The organism is Paenibacillus sinensis, assembly GCF_019904155.1.
Classification (GTDB): Bacteria; Bacillota; Bacilli; order Paenibacillales; family Paenibacillaceae; genus Paenibacillus_AQ; species Paenibacillus_AQ sinensis.
In genome coordinates, this window is the sequence record NZ_JAHCMB010000128.1 from 177,996 (window position 1) to 198,093 (window position 20,098).

The 20,098-nt window shown below is 54.4% G+C and carries 17 protein-coding genes and 1 tRNA gene; 14 read left to right on the forward strand and 4 right to left on the reverse strand.

Annotated elements, in window-relative coordinates:
* Positions 1-255 precede the first annotated feature (255 nt).
* Positions 256-332, reverse strand: a tRNA-Pro gene (locus KIH86_RS14775).
* Positions 333-551: 219 nt separating this feature from the next.
* Between KIH86_RS14775 and KIH86_RS14780 the strand changes: the two genes are divergently transcribed.
* The 3 genes from KIH86_RS14780 to alaS all read left to right on the forward strand — a co-directional run bounded on the left by KIH86_RS14780 (position 552) and on the right by alaS (position 4,417).
* Positions 552-1,334, forward strand: a complete 783-nt coding sequence (locus tag KIH86_RS14780; protein WP_223085255.1) for an SDR family NAD(P)-dependent oxidoreductase — start codon at positions 552-554, stop codon at positions 1,332-1,334.
* A 204-nt stretch (positions 1,335-1,538) separates the two neighbouring features.
* Positions 1,539-1,697 (forward strand): hypothetical protein, encoded by a 159-nt coding sequence (locus tag KIH86_RS14785; RefSeq protein ID WP_223085253.1) that lies wholly within the window; start codon positions 1,539-1,541, stop codon positions 1,695-1,697.
* An 89-nt stretch (positions 1,698-1,786) separates the two neighbouring features.
* The gene (gene alaS, locus KIH86_RS14790; protein ID WP_223085251.1) at positions 1,787-4,417 is read left to right on the forward strand and encodes an alanine--tRNA ligase; all 2,631 of its coding nucleotides are present in this window, start codon (positions 1,787-1,789) and stop codon (positions 4,415-4,417) included.
* Positions 4,418-4,775: 358 nt separating this feature from the next.
* Here the strand turns inward: alaS and KIH86_RS14795 are convergent, their stop codons facing one another.
* Together KIH86_RS14795 and KIH86_RS14800 are read right to left on the reverse strand one after the other, a co-directional pair.
* On the reverse strand, positions 4,776-5,765 hold the full coding sequence (locus KIH86_RS14795) for an SDR family NAD(P)-dependent oxidoreductase (RefSeq protein ID WP_223085249.1): 990 nt from the start codon (positions 5,763-5,765) through the stop codon (positions 4,776-4,778).
* Between the two features lie 62 nt (positions 5,766-5,827).
* The gene (locus KIH86_RS14800; protein WP_223085247.1) at positions 5,828-6,244 is read right to left on the reverse strand and encodes a MerR family transcriptional regulator; all 417 of its coding nucleotides are present in this window, start codon (positions 6,242-6,244) and stop codon (positions 5,828-5,830) included.
* Between the two features lie 425 nt (positions 6,245-6,669).
* Here KIH86_RS14800 and KIH86_RS14805 point away from each other — a divergent pair, with 425 nt between their 5' ends.
* The 11 genes from KIH86_RS14805 to KIH86_RS14855 all read left to right on the forward strand — a co-directional run bounded on the left by KIH86_RS14805 (position 6,670) and on the right by KIH86_RS14855 (position 18,645).
* Positions 6,670-6,945 carry an IreB family regulatory phosphoprotein gene (locus KIH86_RS14805; protein ID WP_038694608.1) on the forward strand — a complete coding sequence of 92 codons (276 nt, stop codon included), beginning with the start codon at positions 6,670-6,672 and terminating at the stop codon, positions 6,943-6,945.
* On the forward strand, positions 6,942-7,364 hold the full coding sequence (gene ruvX / locus KIH86_RS14810) for a Holliday junction resolvase RuvX (RefSeq protein WP_223085246.1): 423 nt from the start codon (positions 6,942-6,944) through the stop codon (positions 7,362-7,364). Before KIH86_RS14805 ends, ruvX begins: the two co-directional genes overlap by 4 nt.
* A gap of 108 nt (positions 7,365-7,472) precedes the next feature.
* Positions 7,473-7,781, forward strand: coding sequence for a DUF1292 domain-containing protein (locus tag KIH86_RS14815; RefSeq protein WP_223085237.1), 309 nt, complete (start codon positions 7,473-7,475; stop codon positions 7,779-7,781).
* Positions 7,774-8,079: a DUF1292 domain-containing protein gene (locus KIH86_RS14820; protein ID WP_223085235.1), complete on the forward strand. Its 306-nt coding sequence runs from the start codon at positions 7,774-7,776 to the stop codon at positions 8,077-8,079. Before KIH86_RS14815 ends, KIH86_RS14820 begins: the two co-directional genes overlap by 8 nt.
* Before the next feature lie 194 nt (positions 8,080-8,273).
* On the forward strand, positions 8,274-9,299 hold the full coding sequence (gene mltG / locus KIH86_RS14825) for an endolytic transglycosylase MltG (protein ID WP_407672280.1): 1,026 nt from the start codon (positions 8,274-8,276) through the stop codon (positions 9,297-9,299).
* Positions 9,300-9,368: 69 nt separating this feature from the next.
* A complete protein-coding gene (locus KIH86_RS14830; RefSeq protein WP_223085227.1) occupies positions 9,369-10,301 on the forward strand; it encodes a peptidase U32 family protein in 933 nt (310 codons plus the stop codon).
* 53 nt (positions 10,302-10,354) lie between these two features.
* Positions 10,355-11,680: a peptidase U32 family protein gene (locus KIH86_RS14835; RefSeq protein ID WP_223085225.1), complete on the forward strand. Its 1,326-nt coding sequence runs from the start codon at positions 10,355-10,357 to the stop codon at positions 11,678-11,680.
* Between the two features lie 187 nt (positions 11,681-11,867).
* Positions 11,868-14,102, forward strand: a complete 2,235-nt coding sequence (locus tag KIH86_RS14840; RefSeq protein WP_223085223.1) for a methyl-accepting chemotaxis protein — start codon at positions 11,868-11,870, stop codon at positions 14,100-14,102.
* A 214-nt stretch (positions 14,103-14,316) separates the two neighbouring features.
* Positions 14,317-16,215: a cache domain-containing sensor histidine kinase gene (locus KIH86_RS14845; RefSeq protein ID WP_223085222.1), complete on the forward strand. Its 1,899-nt coding sequence runs from the start codon at positions 14,317-14,319 to the stop codon at positions 16,213-16,215.
* A 5-nt stretch (positions 16,216-16,220) separates the two neighbouring features.
* Complete coding sequence (locus KIH86_RS14850; protein ID WP_223086053.1) at positions 16,221-17,516, forward strand: ABC transporter substrate-binding protein; 1,296 nt, start codon at positions 16,221-16,223, stop codon at positions 17,514-17,516.
* A gap of 46 nt (positions 17,517-17,562) precedes the next feature.
* Positions 17,563-18,645 carry a LacI family DNA-binding transcriptional regulator gene (locus KIH86_RS14855; protein ID WP_223085216.1) on the forward strand — a complete coding sequence of 361 codons (1,083 nt, stop codon included), beginning with the start codon at positions 17,563-17,565 and terminating at the stop codon, positions 18,643-18,645.
* Positions 18,646-18,915: 270 nt separating this feature from the next.
* On the opposite strand, the gene KIH86_RS14860 is transcribed toward KIH86_RS14855, so the two are convergent.
* Entirely contained in the window at positions 18,916-20,085 is a 1,170-nt protein-coding gene (locus tag KIH86_RS14860) for a glycoside hydrolase family 130 protein (RefSeq protein ID WP_223085213.1), read from the reverse strand.
* Positions 20,086-20,098: the final 13 nt, after the last annotated feature.

The window sequence follows — 20,098 nt, forward strand, 5'->3', positions numbered from 1 at the left end:
CACTTGTCATGAATCAAGGAGCATCTGAGTGCCGCTTCCCCTGCAGGGGCGTAGACTGATATGGCATTGCCAACCGGATAAACCGGAATAATCGAGCGTCCACCGAACCGCCGGAAGCACAATAGAAGCCAGAAAAGCTGGCTTTTATTGTGTTTTTTTGACACCAATTAAACAAGCATCTGATCAGCTGAAGCGATGTTAATCTTTCTAATACAAAAAAACCCTTGATTTCTCAAGGGTTGTAGTAATTTTGTATGGTCGAGACGACAGGATTTGAACCTGCGACCTCTTGCTCCCGAAGCAAGCGCTCTACCAAGCTGAGCCACGTCTCGTTGAAAATCCGGCATACAATAAATTGAGCCGAACAGTTTACTATTATACTCATTGTCACGGTAAAAGTAAATTGATTTTACAACAAGCCCGCTCCATATTCATTTGTAGTCACTGCGTACAGAGATGGTGTTAGGAGATCAACCGCTCACCTTGTATAATAACCCATAGCAGCATAATTTGCGGTTGGACAGCCAGCCGACGGGGGAGGATCATTGCAAATGGATTTGGGCTTGAAGGGGAAAAAGGCGGTAATCACCGGGGGAAGCAAAGGAATCGGACTGGCAACGGCACTGCTGCTGGCCGGAGAAGGAGCGGATGTGGCGATCATAGCCCGGACGCTTGAACCGCTTCAGGAAGCAGCCCGGCGCATTGCGGAAGCGACGGGCAAGGAGCCGCTGGTCGTGCAGGCCGATATCTCGACGGAGGAAGGCGCACGCGGGGCGGTAGAGAAGGCGGCGGGACATTTTGGCGGACTCGATATTCTGGTTAACAATGCGGGAACATCCGCAGCCAAGCCTTTTGAGGAAGTGGACGGAGCTTCCTGGGACGCCGATCTTGATTTGAAGCTGCTGGCAGCGGTGCACTGCTCGCGGGCTGCTATTCCGCATATGCGGGAGGCGGGCGGGGGTGCGATTGTTAACGTAACGGCGGTGAAGGGCAAGGCCCCGTCCGAGTCGTCGCTGCCGACATCCGTCAGCCGGGCGGCAGGGCTGGCGCTGACCAAGGCGATGAGCCGGGACTTGGCGGGAGCGAACATTCGCGTCAATGCGGTGTGCATCGGGCTGATCCGCAGCAACCAGATCGAGCAGAAGTGGAAGCAGGCGGCTCCGCAATTAAGCTGGGAGGAATTCTCCGCCGATCCCCGGCATAACATTCCGCTGGGACGTATCGGCGAAGCCCGGGAAGCGGCGAATGTGATCGGATTCCTGGTATCCGAGGCTGCCTCTTATGTGACGGGAACCGCGATGAATATCGACGGGGGATCGTCGGCCGTGCTGTAGTCTTTACCGGCTGCCCTCAGCGGGACTCAGTCCGCTGGCAGCGCGGATTGACAGAGTCTTCGGGCGTGGCTATAATTGGGATGTTAAACTGTGAATTGTATAGCGGATAATACGCTGATGAAATGAAGTACGCCGATTACCACCCTTCACCAGAGAACGGATTCCCCGGAGATTATTCGCCGGGCGCTGCGAGAATCCGGAAGAATGGCCGGCGGAAAGCTGCTTTCGGAGTGCAGGTGTACAAGCCTGCCGGACGGCCCCGTTAACGGCCGCAACAAGGCGATCGCCTGCAAGGCGGCGCGCGGTGAGCATCTGATCGGTTCTTATGACTGCAATCAGGTTCCCGGAGCGTCAAGGCGATAACCAGGGTGGTACCGCGAGATCAATCGTCCCTGAATTCATTCAGGGGCGTTTTTCGTTGTTCATTTTATCGATGGGAGCTGTTAATTGATATGAAAGCAAGTGAAATCCGTTCCAAATGGCTGGAGTTCTTCGCCTCCAAAGGCCATAAAATCGAGCCCAGCGCATCGCTCGTTCCCCATAACGATCCCTCCCTTCTGTGGATCAATGCCGGGATGGCTCCGCTGAAACAGTATTTTGACGGACGCGTGAAGCCGGAAAATCCGCGCATTGCGAATTCGCAGAAGTGTATCCGCACGAACGATATCGAGAATGTGGGCAAGACACGCCGCCACCATACGTTTTTTGAAATGCTGGGCAACTTCTCCATCGGCGATTATTTCAAGGAAGAAGCGGTTACCTGGGCCTGGGAGTTTCTGACGGGCAAGGAATGGATCGGCTTCGACCCGGAGCGGCTGTCCGTTACGGTCTATCCGGAAGATGAGGAAGCATTCAAGCTGTGGAATGAAAAAATCGGCATCCCGGCAGAGCGCATCATCAAGCTGGAGGACAATTTCTGGGATATCGGCGAAGGCCCTTGCGGACCTTGTACGGAAATCTTCTATGACCGCGGCGAAGCCTATGGCAGCGACATGTCCGATCCGGAAATGTATCCCGGCGGCGAGAACGAGCGTTATCTCGAAGTCTGGAACCTCGTCTTCTCCCAGTTCAACCATAATAAGGACGGCAGTTACACACCGCTTCCGAACAAGAACATCGATACCGGCGCTGGTCTGGAGCGGTTCTCTTCCATTCTGCAGGATGTGGATTCGAACTTCGACACCGACCTGTTCCAGCCGATCATTCAGACGACTGCCAAACTGGCCGGCGTAACTTACAAGGAGAACCTGGAGCAGGATGTTGCGCTGAAGGTAATCGCCGACCATATCCGGACGGTTACATTCGCGGTTGGCGACGGCGTGCTGCCGTCCAATGAAGGACGCGGCTATATTATCCGCCGCCTGCTGCGCCGCGCGGTTCGCTACGGCAAGACGCTTGGTCTTGACCGTCCGTTCCTGTACGAGCTGACAACGGTTGTTGGCGATGTCATGGGTGTGTACTATCCGACTGTTGTGGAGAACCGCGAGTATATCGCCAAAATTATCCGCACCGAAGAGGAGCGTTTCCACGAGACGCTGTCCGACGGTCTGGCTATTCTGGGCGAAATCAGCGAACGGGCGAAATCGGAAGGGCTGGATACAATCAGCGGCGCCGATGCGTTCAAGCTGTACGATACCTACGGCTTCCCATTCGATCTGACCGAGGATTATGCCGCCGAGCAGGGGCTTAAAGTGGACCGCGAGGGCTTCGACGTATCCATGCAGGAGCAGCGCGACCGCGCGAGAGCGGCCCGCCACGACAGCGGCAGCATGAAGGTCCAGGGCGGGGCCCTGTCCGAGCTTACGGTTAAAAGCGAGTTTGTTGGTTATAATGACCTCGTAACCGAATCGAAGATCGCCGCGATTCTCGTTGGCGATGAAATGGTTGAGGTTGCGGGTGAAGGACAGGAAGCCCAGGTCATCCTGGATTCGACTCCGTTCTATGCCGAGAGCGGCGGCCAGGTCAGCGACCGCGGCGTGCTGACAGGCGGTTCCGCCGTAGCCAGAGTGAACGGGCTGTTCAAGGCGCCGCGCGGACAGCATGTCCACATCGTAACGGTGGAAGCCGGAGAGCTTCGGGTTGGCGATACGGTTCGCGCCGAAGTGGATCAGGCGGAGCGCGAGGACATCGTCAAGAACCACACCTCGACGCATCTGCTGCACAAGGCGCTGAAGGAAGTGCTCGGCGGACATGTCAACCAGGCGGGATCGCTTGTGGAAGGCGCACGCCTGCGCTTTGACTTCTCCCATTTCGGCGCCATTACGCCGGAAGAGCTGACAGAGATCGAGCGCAAGGTCAACGAGCAAATCTGGCGTGCACTTGATGTCGTGATCGAGAACAAGCCGATCGATGAAGCCAGAGCGATGGGCGCTATGGCGCTCTTCGGCGAGAAGTATGGCGACATCGTCCGCGTCGTCCAGGTCGGTGACTACAGCCTGGAGCTGTGCGGCGGCTGCCATGTGCGGAACACCGCGCAGATCGGCATCTTCAAGCTGGTGAGCGAGAGCGGCATCGGCTCCGGCGTTCGCCGCATCGAGGCGGTGACCGGACGCTACGCCTACCAGTTCACGGAAGGCCAGCTTGATGTGCTGAAGCAGGCAGCCGCGCTGCTGAAGTCCTCGCTGCATGATGTGCCGAAGCGCATCGAAGCTCTGGATGCACGGGTACGCGAGCTTGGCCGCGAGAATGAATCGCTCCAGTCGAAGCTCAGCGCCGCAGCGGCTGCCGAATTGACCAGCAGCGTGAAGACGGTCGGCAGCGGGGTGCAGGTGCTGACTGCGGCCGTCCAGGCCGGAGGAATGGACGCGCTGCGTTCCATGGCCGACGAGCTCAAGGTGAAGCTCCCGACGGCTGTCATCGTGCTGGGCGCAGCGGCGGACGACAAGGTGAACTTCGTCGTGGCCGTGCCGCAGGCGCTGGTGAAGCAGGGCTATCACGCCGGCAAGCTGGTGAAGGAAGTCGCCGCAGTATGCGGAGGCGGCGGCGGCGGCCGTCCGGATATGGCACAGGCTGGCGGCAAGGACGCTTCGAAGCTTGCCGAGGCGCTGGCCAAGGCGGAAGAGCTTGTAGCAGCGCAGGCTTAACAGGCGGAAATTGCCGGTTGTTCTTGTGCACCGGAAAACGGCCCCGAGGATACGGGGCTGAGGGCAGAAGCGCATAAAATAAATGGGCAGCGGGATCGTATCGAGAGAGACCTCGAATATCCCGCTGCCCGTCTTTTTCAAGGTAATGGACTAACATTCTGCCTGTAGCAGTACTATAAGATAATGGAAAATGGAGCAAGATCTTCTCGTTTGCTTTCAGCTAATTCCAGGCTTCCTTAGCTTCGCCTCCATCCAGGGGCGGAGCTATTTCACCGGAAACCGGAAGGAGTGAGCGTTTAGGAATGCGGACCGTAAAGCGGATGAATCACAGACAGGTCGCCTAGAAGCTCCACCGTCCTTAGGCGGACGGAATGCGGTCAACACCGGTAAGCTCGGCGGAAAGCGCCCATAGGCGGACCGCCTGCTCGGGATCAATGGCATAAGCTTTGACTCCCGTACGGTTGTTCTCGTCCACCGAGATTTCCGCGATATCGCAGTCCTCGCAATAGACGCCGCCCATGCCGTTCAGCTGTGGGGAGGTTGCCACCCATACCTGGGTGGAGGCCCCTTGCTCCGGTGTCTTGAAGAGAGGATTGACGACTTCACCGGTCTCGTCGAGCCAGCCTCTTTCAATCATTTCCTCCTTCGGCATATGGCGCTGCAGCGGTGTCATAATGCCGCCGGGATGCACCGAGAATGCTCTTACGCCGTGCTTCTTCCCGCGCCGGTCAAGCTCGACGGCGAACAGACTGATGGCCGTCTTGGACTGGCCGTAAGCCAGGAATTTGTGATAGGACTGCGGCTGTGTGAAATGGATGTCGTCCCAGCGAATCGGTGACGAATGGTGCCCAACCGAGGACAAGGCCACGACACGCGCCCCTTCGCCTGCGGCCAGCGCCGGCCACAGCAGGTTGACCAGTGCGAAATGCCCAAGGTGATTGGTGGCGAACTGGCTCTCCCAGCCTGGGCCGACCCTGGTCTCGGGATTAGCCATAATGGCTGCGTTCAGGATGGCGATGTCGATGCTTCGGCCTTTATCGAGGAAACGGTCTGCGAATGTGTGAATACTTGCAAGGTCCGAGAGATCAAGCTCCTCGACCGTGACGCCGCTCAGGCCGGCGAGCGCTTCCTCGGCGAGAGCCGGGCGGCGTGCCGGCACGATCACTTGTGCCCCGGCGCGGACAAGGGCCCGTGTAGTCTCCAGACCCAGGCCGGAGTAGCCGCCGGTTACGAGGGCCAGACGTCCTGTGAGATCAATGCCGCTCAAGACTTCATCCGCGGTGCTGCGGTAACCGAAGCCGGAGCCGAGCTTATGCTGCGGTGTTATTGAACCGTTCTGCTCTTCCATGCTGGTTCATCTCCTCTTGGTATGTTGGAGATTTAACTGTACAACTTAGAGAACACTCTAAGTCAAGTGGTTTCCACACTCCAGAGCTGCTGCGCGGTTCCTGCACTGAGATGCTGCTCATAGGTATCGACCTTTCGGCTGATCAGTTCGAGACAGTCGTTCAATTGGGCGATTTGTGAGACAGTCCGCTGCTGGTGCTCACGGAGGATGGCAAGCCTCTCCTGTTCATTGCCCATTCCCTGGCGGACAAGTTCTGCATACCGCCTGATCTGGGCGATGGGCATTCCGGATGCGCGGAATTTGATGCAGAGGCCGAGCCATTCGACATCGGCCTGCTTGTACCGTCGCCGTCCGCCGCCGTCCCGCGATATGCGGGGGGATAGCATTAAGCCTTCCCGCTCGTAAAAGCGCAGGGAATGTGCGCTTATGCCGGTGCGCTCCGCGACTTGACTGATGCTGAGTTCCTGCTCGGTTTCCATGTGTGTTGCCCAACTCCTTTATTCATAGATTTACCTCGCCGTTTCTGACATTCTAAGTCTAAACGGTTGTCAGGCAAATCTACAACTGTCTCTCGCCGGGCCACTTGCGGGGATCGATTGAACCGGCAGTGGTATCTTGACCCGAAGAAGCAGTTTAATTCGAAGTAGCAGCGGGTAGCGGTCCTGCATTCCGTTAAGCTGGGCTTGGCCGTTTACAATTCACGCCTGTTAAACGTTTGCAATAGCGTAACTACCAAAAAAATCTATATTTTTGTAGACGAAATGCCAAAAAAAGCGTTATTACATCGGCAAAATTTCCTAGGCGGGGCCTGAATATGTTATGATGGGAGCAGCAAGCTGGCTACAGCAGCAGCTGATGGCAGGGCTGTCTGCTGGGGGGATTTTGCAGAAGGAAGGTGTCACAGATGGACTCCATGGACAAAACGGTCAAATTCAATGTGAAGGGCGACGAGAAGGAGGCCTCTCCCCGCGAGATCCTGCTTACCGTGTACGATGCCCTGGTGGAGAAGGAGTATAATCCGATCAACCAGATTGTAGGCTATCTTCTTTCCGGTGACCCGGCTTACATTCCTCGCCACAACAATGCGAGAAGTTTGGTCCGGAGGAAAGAACGTGACGAGCTGATTGAAGAACTGGTCCGGTTCTATCTTGCCAATCAGCCGGCGGAAAGGATCAAATGAGGAAGCTGGGACTGGACTACGGCGACCGGCGGATCGGGGCTGCCGTAAGCGATGCCTTCGGCTGGACAGCCCAGGGACTGAAGACCATTGAACGCCGGCGTGATGGCGGTGAGATCGAGGAAATTCGCCGACTTATCGAAGAGAACGAAGTGTCCGAGATCGTGGTCGGTCTGCCGAAGAACATGAACGGAACGGTGGGACAGCGGGGCGAGATATGCATCGAATTCGCCAACCAGCTGAGGGAGACGCTTAAGATGCCCGTACACCTTTGGGATGAGCGCCTGACGACAGTATCCGCAGAGCGGGTGTTGATCGAGGGCGATGTCAGCCGCAAGAAACGCAAAGGAATTGTGGACAAAATGGCCGCGGTTCTGATTCTGCAAAATTTTTTGGATGCTAAGGCTTCCCGAGGGAATTAGTTCTCGCATAAGATGGCACAATATCAGCGACTGCGCGTTTGTGCCGGCAATTTGGCGAGTATGGTTACAGCGGGATACCTAACAGTAAAAGGTGAGGGGTGCGCACACATGGCAAACGAACAGATCGGCATGGAAGAGGAACCGGAAATTATTTATATTCCCGATGAAGAGGGGAACGAAGAGGAATTCGAGGTTATCATGAAATTTGAGGTTGACGGCTCCGATTCCAAATACATGATGGTGGTTCCGCTTGATTCCGAAGATGAGGAAGCCGACGAAGTATACGCATTCCGTTATGAAGAAGACGGCGACGATCTCCAGTTGTTCATGATTGAGGATGACGAGGAGTGGGCGATTGTTGAAGAGACTTTCAACACGCTGGTCGAAGAGCTTGACGGGGGAAGCGGGAATGACTGAGTATTCCGCCGGCCAGGTCATATGGAGCTCCAGGCTGAAAGAGGCCTACGGCAGCGCCGTGGAACTGGAAGACGAGAACGGCAAAGCTTCCGTATTCGAGATTATCGCCGAATTCGAAGTGCAGGGTCAAGGATACGCGGTACTGCGGAATCCTGAAGGGGACGGAGAACCGGAGTTTTTGCGGGTCATCGTACCTGGTGAAGGATTGCCGGAGCTGGAGAGCATTGACGACGACGACGAATGGGAAGACATCTCGGAACTGTACGATGAGCTGACTTTCCCGGACGACGAAGTATAAGCATATAAGCCTCGCCCCGGAGGCTGTTTCGCATACCGGGGCGGGGCGCATGCAGGGGGGGGCGGAGTATTCCGCGCTCTTTTTGCGCGTAAATGAACAATATGCAAAAATATCTATTGAATTTAAGTGGATAGAATTTTATATTTATAGTCGGAAAGCGAGGAAGTGGATTGAAATCCGTCATCCGCAATTCTTTGATTATTCTTCTGCTGCTGATCGTCGCAGCCGGAGGAGCAATCTGGTATATATGGAACGGCATGAAGCCGGCCGCTACGGGTCCCGCGGTCACCTTCACGGTTGAAAAAGGGATGGGCAGCTCGGAGATTGCCGATCTTCTGGAGAAGAATGGCCTCATCAAGAATGCCACCCTTTTTAAGGGATATCTGAAGTGGACGAGCGAAGGCTCGAAGTTCATGGCTGGTACTTACAGTGCCGCGCCCGGGGCAACCTATGACACCCTGATCGAAAGGCTGAACGCCGGAGATGTGGTGAAGAAGGAGACGGTCGCCTTTACCATTCCTGAAGGCTATACGGCCGAGCAGATTGCGGACAGGCTCGCGCAGAGCTGGGGCAAGGATTCGTCGGCTTTTCTGGCATTGATGGATTCCGGCCAGGACTTGCAGGAGACGCAGCTGCTCGGCATCCCGCAGGAGAATGATCTCAGGCATCGTCTGGAAGGTTATCTGTTCCCCAGCACGTATGAGCTGGTCAAGGATAGCACGCCGGAGCAGGTCATCGAGAAGATGCTGGAGGAGACGCAGAAGAAGCTGGACAGCATCCCGGATTGGAAGAACAAGCTGAAGGAGCGGGGACTGACTCTTCATCAGCTGCTCACTGTCGCTTCATTGGTGGAGCGTGAGGTGGTAGTGGACAACGAGCGGCCGCTTGTGGCAGGAGTTATTTATAACCGGCTGAAGAAGGAGCAGAAGCTTGAGATCGACGCGACTGTCCAGTATTTGCTGGATAAGCCGAAGGAGCGTCTTCTGTACAAGGATCTTGAGGTGGACAGCCCCTATAATACGTACCGGAACGCCGGGCTTCCGCCCGGCCCGATCTGCAGCCCGGGACTGCCTTCCATTAAGGCGGCTCTTGAGCCGGAGGCGTCGGATTATTATTTCTATGTCACCAAGAAAGACGGCAGCAAGACACACCTGTTCGCCAAGACCTATAAAGAGCATTTGGCCAATATCAAAAAGAGCGAAGCGGAAGCAAAACAATGATCCGCGCCCATGCATAACAACACCGCAGGCCGCCCTGATGCGGCCTGCGGCCTGACAGGAGGATTCACCATGACAAGCAAACCGGAGCTGCTGGCGACGGCCGCTTCCCTTGAGGAAGCGGCCTTGCTGCTGGATGCCGGAGCCGACGCGCTGCTGATCGGCGATGACCGGTTCGGCATGCGGCTTGCCGGCCATTTCAGCCTGGAAGATACAGCGAAGGCTGTGGAGCTGGCTCACGCCCGCGGCCGCCAAATCTATACAAGCCTCGCCGGCCTGATGCCGAACGAGCTGCTGGATGAACTGCCGGGCTATGTGAAGGCCCTTGCGGAGCTGGGAGTAGACGGCGCGGAATTCGGCGATCCTTCGGTTCTGACCGTCGCCCGCAGAGAAGCGCCGGGACTGAAGCTTCACTGGAACGCCGAAATGACGTCCACCAACTTCGCCACGGCCAACTATTGGGGCCGCAAAGGCGCCTCGCGCGTCTGTCTGGCGCGCGAACTCAATATGGATGAAATTACGGATATGATTCCGAAGCTGGATGTGGAAGCCCAGGTCCAGGTTCACGGCATGACCAATATTTATCATTCCAAGCGTAATCTTGTGGAGAGCTATATGAAGCATCAGGACCGGCCGGTGGGGGACGGCAATCTGGGCCGGGAGCGCGGCTTGTTCCTCGTTGAGGCGGAGCGCCCGGGCGAGAAGTTCCCGATTTATGAAGACGAGAGCGGCACGCATATTATGAGCTCCGACGATATCTGTATCCTGGAGGATCTGCATATTCTGATGGGAGCGGGCGTGCACAGCTTCAAGGTGGAAGGACTGCTGAAGGCGCCTGCCTATAACGCCTCAGTGGTTAAGGCTTACCGCGCCGCGATTGACGCTTACGCGGCCGACCCGGATTCTTATGCGTTCCGTGAAGAATGGCTGGATGACATCCGCCGCCTGCAGGACCCGGAGCGCGAGCTGTCGTTCGGGTTCTTTTACAAAGAACAGGTCTATTAATTTACCCAAGAGAAGCGGCGACGCTTCGTGAAATACAGGAGGGGAGACAAGGTATGAGCACTGTGGCCAAGCCGCAATACAAAGGCAAACGATACCGCCTGGACAAACCGGAGCTCCTGGCTCCGGCGGGCAATCTGGAAAAATTGAAATTCGCCGTGCATTATGGCGCGGATGCAGTATATATCGGCGGGCAGAAGTACGGCCTGCGTTCGAACGCGGACAATTTCAGCTTCGAGGAAATGCGTGAAGGCGTGGAATTCGCCAAGAAATATGGCGCCAAAGTATTTGTCGCCACGAATATTTATGCACATAACGAGGATATCGAGGGCATTGAGGAATATTTGCGCAACCTGCATGAGGCTGGCATTTCGGCCATCATCGTCGCAGATCCTGCGATTGTGGATATCGCGCTGCGTTCGGCGCCTGGGCTTGAGGTGCATTTGAGCACCCAGCAGTCCACGCTCAACTGGCAGGCGGTCTCTTTCTGGAAAGAGGAAGGGCTGCCGCGGGTCGTGCTGGGCCGGGAGACGAGCCTGAAGGAAATCGCGGAAATCAAGGAGCATGTCGATATCGAAATTGAAGCGTTCATTCATGGAGCGATGTGTTCTTCTTATTCAGGACGGTGCGTGCTATCCAATCACTTTACGGACCGTGATTCCAATCGCGGGGGCTGCTGCCAGTCCTGCCGCTGGAAATACGATTTGTTCGAGGATGCCCGGGGGCAGGAGAATTGGATCTCTGAAGAGGAACATGCCCTCCGTTCGGCTTCACCGCTTGTTCCCGGCGTCAGCCAGCTGCCGCTGCATACACCGGAGGACAACCCTTTTACCATGGGAGCCAAGGATCTGTGCATGCTGGAGAACATCCCGGATCTGATCGAAGCGGGAATCGACAGCTTCAAGATCGAAGGGCGCATGAAATCCATCCATTATGTGGCGACGGTCGTTAATGCCTACCGCAAGGCGATTGACGCCTACATGGCTGATCCCGAGCATTATGAAATGAAGCGGGAATGGCTGGACGAGCTGAACAAGGCCGCCAACCGGCCGCTCAATACAGGCTTTTTCTATGATACACCGGATCATGAGGACCATATTTACGAACCGGAGGAAAAAGCGGCGCCCTACGACTTCGCCGGACTTGTGCTGGATTATGATGCGGAGACGGGAACGGTGCTGATTCAGCAGCGCAATCACTTCAAGCCCGGACAGGAAGTCGAATTCTTCGGCCCTGACATCACACCTTTCAAGCAGATCGTCGGCGACCTGTTTGACGAAGAAGGAAATGCGCTGGATGCTGCCAGACACCCGCTTCAGCGGGTGCGCATGAAGGTGGATCATCCAGTTGCCTATTTCGATATGATGCGCAAAAAAAAGTAACCAGTCTGCGAAACCGGTTTTCCTAAAAGGGGAGTGCCTTGGTAACAGGGGCTCTCCTTTTTTTATGGAAAATTAGGTAATAAGACATATTTATTTTCTAATTAGTATAAGAAAAAACATGCACTTTGCCGATATAATAGATATCGCTTACATAAGGTACTCAAATCCATCAGGCAGGTGATCTCAAATGGGGGCTCCTAAACGGGAGAGAAAGAGATTTCAGCGAAAGGAACATCCGGAGAAAGAGAAAGTCAGTATTCCGGATGGCGCTTTGGAAGCGTCGACAGGTGATCAGACCGCCTCGCCGGCAACGTCGGTTCGCGGGGTTAAACGCTTGCTGAATCAATCCTCTAAGCATATCAAACGGGTTAATCCGGTGAAATCGGTTGGGGTTAAGCTATTCTTGATCTTCCTATCATCCATAGTTGTCGTCGTTCTACTCTTGGGGCTGCTCTCCTACTCCAAGGCCAAGAGCACGATCAAGCATAACGTGGCTGAAGCGAACCAGCAGACCATTATCCAGAACGCGGAGAAGCTGGATATTACACTGGATCAGTATGAGAAAATGGCGCTGCAGTTTTATTTTGATCCGGATGTGCAGGGCCAGTTGTCATCGCTCGGAAGAGCGGACGGATACTACGAACAATTCGTAGCGATCAACGCCATAAATACGAAGCTTGCCAGCCAGACCACTTCGGACAACAATATCGTCAGCTTCTCGCTTATCCCTGAGAATGCGAAGCTGCCGCTTATTACAACGGGCAATTCCAAGATTGTCACCCAGGACGTCCGCGATCAGGAATGGTACAAGCAGATATCGACCAACGCTGAGAATTATCAGCCTTGGTATTCGAAAGATGAGACTTCTTCCCAGTTCTACTGGTTCCCGGGAAGCGTTGCTGTCGAGAAGAACACCAATATCGTTGTGGCCCGGAAGCTGAAGATGATGGGCGACAAGACCGGATATCTCGTCCTGATCGAACTGAAGAAGGACTTCCTTGAAGATTCCTTGAAGAGCGTCAATCTCGGGGAGAACTCCCATATTCAGCTTGTATCTCCTCAAGGTACGGTTGTCGTATCCTCCAATACGGAAGAAGACGGTCTGCCGTCCAAATTCGAATTTATCAAGAATTCCAAGACGGACAACAACAGTCTGGATACGAAGGATGCGGACGGCAAAGACATTCTGGCCGTGTTCACCCCGATGACCAAGGCTGACTGGAAGCTGGCCGGCATCATTCCGACTGGAACTCTGGTCAAGGATGCCAAGCCGATTCTGACGACGACCTATATTGCCGCCGCCGCCGCCGCGCTGCTTGCCTTGATCCTCGGCATATGGATGGTGCGTATGATCGCTCAGCCGCTCGGCCGCCTGAAGGATCTGATGGGACAGGGAGCGAAAGGCGACTTGACCGTACGCACGGAATTCGTGTCCAAGGATGAAATCGGCCAGCTCTCGTCCTCCTTCAATACGATGATGGAGCGGATCACGGAGCTAGTGTCGCAGACGAACCAATCGGCTCAGGAGGTGCTTGCAACAGCGGGTGATCTGGGCGGAGCGTCCCGTAAAACGGCGGATGCCGCAAGGGAGATCGCCGCAGCCACCGAGGAGATTGCGAAAGGCGCCGGAAGTCTGGCGACGGAGGCCGAGAAAGGCAATGATCTGACCGCAGAGCTTACGCTGCAGATGGAATCGGTTATTGCAGCCAACCGCGAAATGGACGCAGCGGCGCAGATCGTCAGCGATTCAAGCGCAAAGGGTGCGGACCAGCTTACCATCCTTATGAACCAGACTGGCCGCACAGGCGAAATGACCAAGGCGCTTGTGAACAAGGTCGACAATCTGAAGGAGACGGCATTGTCCGTCCTGAAGGTTCTGGATGTTATGAAGAAGATTACCCAGCAGACCAATATTCTGTCGCTGAACGCGACAATTGAGGCTGCGCGGGCTGGAGAAGCGGGTCGTGGCTTCATGGTCGTGGCCGGAGAGATCCGCGGTCTGGCCGATCAGACGCGGGAGTCCATCGCACTTGTAGCCGGCATCACAGATAACATTATGACCGAGATGAATGAGACGGTAAGCGTGCTGTCAGAGGTTACACCGCTGTTCGAGGAACAGGTGACTTCCGTTAAGAGCACAGGGGAGATTTTCCTGTCCGTACGCGAGCAGATGGACAGCTTCACAAGCACGCTGCAGTCGGTAACCGAGTCGATCGACCGTCTTAAGGTCTCCCAGACTGTATTGTCGGAAGCTATGGGCAATGTGAGCGCGGTCGCCGAGGAATCCTCCGCTACTTCGGAAGAGGTAGCCTCACTGAGCAGCGAGCAGCAGAACGTCAGCGATCAGCTGGTGTCTCTGTCCGGGAAGCTGGAGAATGTGTCCGAGCAGCTGAAAGAGAAGCTGTCTCTATTCAAGGTATAAGATTAAGGTATAAGCTTAAGAAAGACATGTCCAACCATATTTTGGCCCGCAGGAAGGCTGCTTTGTACAAAGTAACCTTCCGCGGGCCTTTTTATTTACAGCCGGGTTGTTTCTTCTCATTGTGTAATGGTCGATAACATCATATAATAATTTTGTTAGGCAAAATTAATAACAAATGCAACTTTTCGCGGAAAGCATCGGGGGAGCCGGATCAATGAAGAAGAAACGCAACGGAAGCCGGGTGGCCCTGTTTACCGATATGAGTATGGAGCGCAAGCTGCTGCTCGTATTTCTGGTCATCATTACCCTGCCTTTGTCCATAATCAGCATCTACAACTTCAAGAGCTATTCTGGCTCCATACAGGACAATACGATCACCTATTCCGAGAAGCTCACCGATCAGATGATCGATGGGATTGACGATTACATTGACGATATGATGCGGATTTCGTCCATGCCTGCCTATGTCAATGAAATCAAGCAGAATCTGGTTCGGTCCAACCAGTTCTATGAGCAGAAGAAAGAGAAAGAGCAGGATGGGAACATGACGTTCGATCCTTCCGATTTCGATACAATGCTGTCCATCCAGCGCGGGATCGAAGGCAATGTCTCGTTCATCAACAATATTAAACGGGGCGCCAACTCCGTCTATATCTTTGACAACTATGGCAATGGTTATTACTCCGCCAAGGATGGCGGCGTTAGACTCGATCTCAAGCAGAGCTATGACTTCTGGAGTAAGCAGGTCAAAGACTCGAACGGGGAAGCGCTGCTGTTCGGCACCCAGGCTTATACCAGCAATTTGCAGAGCACACGGTACGCATTCACCGTTGTCCGCAAAATCGTGGATGGTCTATGGAACCCGATCGGTCTGATTGCCGTTGAGGCCAACGTCAGCATGCTGCAGAATCAGGTAACGGAGCTCGATAAGGTAACTCATGGCCAGTCGATGATTGTGGACGAACGCGGCCATGTCATTTATGACAGCAAGCAGAAGCTTCTCGCCAAGGATGTGTCCGGCTCCGAGTTGTTCCGGAAGGCTCAGGGAAGCGGCGGCAGCTTCTACGACGAGTCAGAGGGCAAGAGCAGGCTGAATATTTACTCCACTTCGCCCAAGACGAACTGGAAGGTGATTATTTCCATACCGGTTCATGAGCTGACCCGTGAAGCCATCGTCACCCGCAACACAACGCTCGCGGCTACCTTCGCCATCATCGTTGTGGCGCTCCTGGTTTCCATTTTCCTGTCCTTCGCACTGACCAAACCGTTGACTCAAATGATCCAGCTGATGAAGAAGGTTCAGGGAGGGGATTTGGAGGTCCGGTTCCAGGTTAAGCGTCGGGACGAGATCGGTCTGCTTGGACACCAATTTAATCGAATGCTGGAGCGGATCGGCCAGCTGATTCGGGATATTTACCGGATAGAGCAGCAGAAGAAAGAAGCCGAGCTGCAGGCGCTTCAGAGCCAGATCAATCCGCATTTTATCTACAATACGCTGGAGACGATCCGCATGACGGCGGAATTGAATGATGATATTGAAGCGGCCGATATGATTTCCATTCTTGGCAAGCTATTACGGTACAGTACGAGCGATATGAACGGACAGAGCACGCTTAAGCAGGAAATTGCTTATGTCGTCAATTATATGGAGCTGCTGAATTGCCGCTATTCCGGCCGGTTCCGTCTTCATATCGATCTTCCTCACAAGTATGATCATTACGAGATTATCCGGCTTGTCTTCCAGCCGATTATCGAGAACGCTGCCTATCATGGCTTTGATGACAGCAAACCCTTCATGAATCTGGGGATTGTCTGCGAAGCCACGGACGAGCATCTTGTATTCCATATTACGGATGACGGCTGCGGCATGAACCAGGAGACGCTGAACAAGCTGAATGAGGGATTGCGGAATGAAGAGCCGCCAGATAAAGGAATTGAAGGTGGAATCGGGCTCAAGAATGTGAATCAGCGAATCCGGATGCATTACGGGGCAGGCTCCGGGCTGGAGGTCTACAGTATACCGGGTGAAGGGACTGAGGTCCGGCTTACCCTGCCTCTGCCCGCAGATAATGAGAGCGCCGAGGCCAAGCTAAAAAGGGAGGCAGTTAGTTGAAACGAATGCATTTCAAAAGACGAACCTTGATCATTCCACTCCTCCTGGTGCTGGCGCTGAGCGGCTGCAGGGGGCAGGTGAACGAGCCTGTACCCTCGGCGGCCGGAGAAGGAAAGGTCCAGCCGGAGCTCAGCGGAACCATCGTTATGTTGACCAACCGGGTCGATCTTATCGAGAACGGAACGATGGACGGCTATGTGAAACAATTCAAGCAGTTGTATCCTGAAGCCGATGTTCAAATTGAAGGACTGTCGGATTATGCCACAGATATTCTGGTGCGTCTGTCCACCCGGGATGCGGGAGATGTGCTGCTTCTGCCGGTTAACCTTCCCTATTATGAATTGGAGGATTTCTTCGAGCCGCTCCCTTCCTCGTTGACCGCCGGAGAGAGCTTCCAGAGCTTTGTATCCTATGGCGGACATAAGTACGGAATGGTAACCGGCAATATCACGGAGGGTATCATCTACAACAAGAAGGCATTCAAAGAAGCAGGCGTTGACAAAGTGCCGCAGACGCTGGACGAGTTCTACGAGGCTTGCGCCAAGCTTAAGAATGCAGGCATCATTCCGCTGTATATGAATTATGGAGCTGTGTGGCCATTGCGGGAGTGGGGAAACAACCTTATCAATTACATGACCGGAGATCCGGATTACCTTAATAACATGGTGAACCAGGACGAACCCTGGCAAATGAATAACGCGTGGGGGAAGGCGGTTTCCATACCTCGTACGCTAGTATCCAAAGGATATGTTGAGCAAAAGCTGTTCTCCAACAATTGGGAAATATCAAAAGCGATGCTGGCGAAGGGAGAAGCGGCGATGGCGCTTCTGGGCAACTGGGCGATCCGGCAAATTATCGACGCAGGAGCCAGTTCCGAGGATATCGGATTCTTCCCGTTTCCCTATGATAACGAAACGACACACTACGCCCCGCTTAATCCGGACTGGTTCGTCGGGGTCAGCAAATACAGCAAGAATAAGGAATTGGCGATGGCATGGATCGACTTCTTCGTGAACAAGACCTCCTATAAGAAAGAGTGGGGGTTCTATGACGAGAATAACCCGGATGAGCCCGGGATGCCGCAGTACGCCGAATTCTTCTCCTATAAGCCGAAAATGCTGGAGGCAACCGTACAGAACGACCGGTTTATCGAGCTTGCGAACCGGGCGAAGCTGTCCTTTTGGTCAGGTGAATATCTTCAGGAATTGATTGCGGCACCGGATTTACAGAAGGCTTTTGATGAACTGAACGCCAAATGGTCGGAAGCAAGAGCCGGAGATACCGCTTCTGCCACGCCCTGAGGACTAGCCGCAGTGGAAATAACATGTTATCGGAGGAATAACAGCAATGGCCAAAAAAGTTACGATGCAGAAAATAGCCGACTACTTGGGGGTGTCCAAGTTTGTCGTATCCAAAGCTCTGTCCGGCAAGGATGGAGTTAATGAACAGACCAGGGAACGGGTTATTCAGGCGGCTTCCCAATTAGGGTATTATACGCAAAAGAACGGGCATATCCAGCCGAATAAATCGGCAGCCTCCGCCGGCTCGGCTATTCGGGACAAGCAGGCCGTGCTGGTGCTGATGCCCAATATACGGTCGCAAACCCAGGACTCTCTGTATTGGGGGAAAATTGTGGATGGGATCGCGGTGGCATTGGATGCGGAAGGTCTGGGGATGGTGATCATCTCCGAACACCGGGAGGACAATGTCGTCAATATCCTGAATCCGGGGGGGATTCTCGGCTTGATCGGCGTCGGTCAAATTTCAACCTCCCAGCTGCTGGCCATCCACCGCCTGGGCCTGCCGATGGTGCTGATCGACCATGAAGACCCGTTGATTCCGACGGATACCGTCTTCGCCAATAATGTAGACTCGATGAGCCGGCTAACGAATCATGTGATCGGAAGCGGGCACAGATCGCTGCATTTCCTGGGCAATATTAAATACTCCCGCAGCTTCAGGGACCGATGGATCGGCTTCCGGAGCGCACTTGAGGAGAACAACATCACTCCGCAGAATGAGCAGGACCCGCTGCTGTATGTGGATTTTCATACGGATACTGTATTTCGGGATACGGTTAAGAGCTGGGTCGCGAGACTATCCAAAGAAGGGACTCTTCCCACTGCCATCATGTGTGCCAATGATCACATTGCATTGGAGACAGGCGACATTTTGCGTGAAGAGGGGTTGAGCATCCCGAAGGATATTACGATAACGGGGTTCGACAATATCGAAGATGCAATCCGGGCCGCAACGCCGCTTACAACAGTCAATGTGCCCAAGGAGGCGATGGGCCGAACGGCGGTAGCAAGGCTGCTGACCCGGGCGAAGGTGCCGGTGGCTCCGCTGGAGAAAATTTTGATCACTGCGGACATTGTCCACCGGGAATCGACAGGGGAGGCTTTTCCGGCTGCTCCCGTCTCTCCTTAAGTTCATCAGCCTTTGAGCAGATGGATGCGGCCCGGAAGGCTTCGGATTTGATGAGTCACCCGATATTTCTTGTGTAAAATTTCGTATATCACCTGTCTTTGTTATCTGGATTCACATAAAGGCTGTCCTGGACCCTCAGACTGACTGGGGGTTTTTGTGTATAAAAAAATCTGGACTCCGGCGAACCGGAATCCAGATTGAACAGAAAAATGAGAATTGCATAGGGCATTTTCATCCCTGCATAGTCTGGCTTTGAAAAAATAGCGGGGCTTACAGACTCAAATTGCGCTCGATCAGTTCCAGACGCTGCTGAACGCTCGCATAAGAGCGGAAAGCATCTTCCGGTGTGTTGATCACATAGTCCAGCATCTGCTCGACAGTCGTTGTAGCCACATGCACGCGTGTATCGGAGGAAGCGTAATAGATATAAATTTCTCCATTATCACGAGCGATAATGCCGTTGCTGAAGACAACGTTGGAGACGTCGCCGACACGTTCTTCGCCTTCCGGAGCAATGAAATGTCCACCCGGTCTGTGGGTTACTTTCCATGGCTCTTCGAGATCGGACAGGAAGGAGTACAGAACGTAACGAAGTCCTGCAGCTGTATTGCGCACGCCGTGCGCGATATGCAGCCAGCCCTTGGAAGTCTTGATTGGAGCGGGACCCTGACCATTCTTCACTTCTTTGATTGTATGGTAATGACGCTCGTCAATGATGATTTCCTTCGTGATTACCGCGTTCTCGATCGTATCGGACAATCCCCAGCCGATGCCGCCGCCGGAACCGGTATCGATGAATCCGTCCTGCGGACGGGTATAGAATGCATATTTGCCGTCTACGAATTCGGGATGAAGCACCACGTTGCGCTGCTGGGCAGAGGCTGTCTTCAGATCGGCGAGGCGTTCCCATGTCACCAGGTCCTTGGTACGGGCAATTCCGCATTGGGCAACTGCGCTGGAGAGGTCTCCCGGTGCAGCGTCCGGATCTTTGCGCTCGGTGCAGAACAGACCGTAAATCCATCCGTCTTCATGGCTTACAACACGCATATCGTAGACGTTGGTGTCAGGCTCTTCCGTCTCCGGCAGCACAACCGGCTTATCCCAGAAGCGGAAGCCGTCAACACCGTTATCGCTCTCGGCGACAGCGAAGAACGATTTGCGGTCAACGCCTTCAACGCGTGCAACGAGGTAGAACTTGCCGTTCAACTCGATAGCGCCCGGATTGAACACGCCGTTCACGCCAAGCCGCTCTTCGAAAAAGGGGTTGGTCGCCGGGTTGAAGTCATAACGCCAAACCAGCGGCGCGTGCTCGGCAGTAAGCAGAGGATAACGGTAGCGGTTGTAGACTCCGTTGCTGATCGGCAGCTTTTCATTCTTGCGGGAGATCAGGGACTCATAATGCTCGGTAAGCTGTTGCTTGCGTTGTTCAAAAACACTCATTCAATATCTCTCC

Excerpts from the sequence above, each read along its gene's own strand:
- KIH86_RS14780 (WP_223085255.1), top strand. The coding sequence starts at position 552 with ATGGATTTGGGCTTGAAGGGGAAAAAGGCGGTAATCACCGGGGGAAGC.
- KIH86_RS14785 (WP_223085253.1), top strand. The coding sequence starts at position 1,539 with ATGGCCGGCGGAAAGCTGCTTTCGGAGTGCAGGTGTACAAGCCTGCCG.
- alaS (WP_223085251.1), top strand. The coding sequence starts at position 1,787 with ATGAAAGCAAGTGAAATCCGTTCCAAATGGCTGGAGTTCTTCGCCTCC.
- KIH86_RS14795 (WP_223085249.1), bottom strand. The coding sequence starts at position 5,765 with ATGGAAGAGCAGAACGGTTCAATAACACCGCAGCATAAGCTCGGCTCC.
- KIH86_RS14800 (WP_223085247.1), bottom strand. The coding sequence starts at position 6,244 with ATGGAAACCGAGCAGGAACTCAGCATCAGTCAAGTCGCGGAGCGCACC.
- KIH86_RS14805 (WP_038694608.1), top strand. The coding sequence starts at position 6,670 with ATGGACTCCATGGACAAAACGGTCAAATTCAATGTGAAGGGCGACGAG.
- ruvX (WP_223085246.1), top strand. The coding sequence starts at position 6,942 with ATGAGGAAGCTGGGACTGGACTACGGCGACCGGCGGATCGGGGCTGCC.
- KIH86_RS14815 (WP_223085237.1), top strand. The coding sequence starts at position 7,473 with ATGGCAAACGAACAGATCGGCATGGAAGAGGAACCGGAAATTATTTAT.
- KIH86_RS14820 (WP_223085235.1), top strand. The coding sequence starts at position 7,774 with ATGACTGAGTATTCCGCCGGCCAGGTCATATGGAGCTCCAGGCTGAAA.
- KIH86_RS14830 (WP_223085227.1), top strand. The coding sequence starts at position 9,369 with ATGACAAGCAAACCGGAGCTGCTGGCGACGGCCGCTTCCCTTGAGGAA.
- KIH86_RS14835 (WP_223085225.1), top strand. The coding sequence starts at position 10,355 with ATGAGCACTGTGGCCAAGCCGCAATACAAAGGCAAACGATACCGCCTG.
- KIH86_RS14840 (WP_223085223.1), top strand. The coding sequence starts at position 11,868 with ATGGGGGCTCCTAAACGGGAGAGAAAGAGATTTCAGCGAAAGGAACAT.
- KIH86_RS14845 (WP_223085222.1), top strand. The coding sequence starts at position 14,317 with ATGAAGAAGAAACGCAACGGAAGCCGGGTGGCCCTGTTTACCGATATG.
- KIH86_RS14850 (WP_223086053.1), top strand. The coding sequence starts at position 16,221 with ATGCATTTCAAAAGACGAACCTTGATCATTCCACTCCTCCTGGTGCTG.
- KIH86_RS14855 (WP_223085216.1), top strand. The coding sequence starts at position 17,563 with ATGGCCAAAAAAGTTACGATGCAGAAAATAGCCGACTACTTGGGGGTG.
- KIH86_RS14860 (WP_223085213.1), bottom strand. The coding sequence starts at position 20,085 with ATGAGTGTTTTTGAACAACGCAAGCAACAGCTTACCGAGCATTATGAG.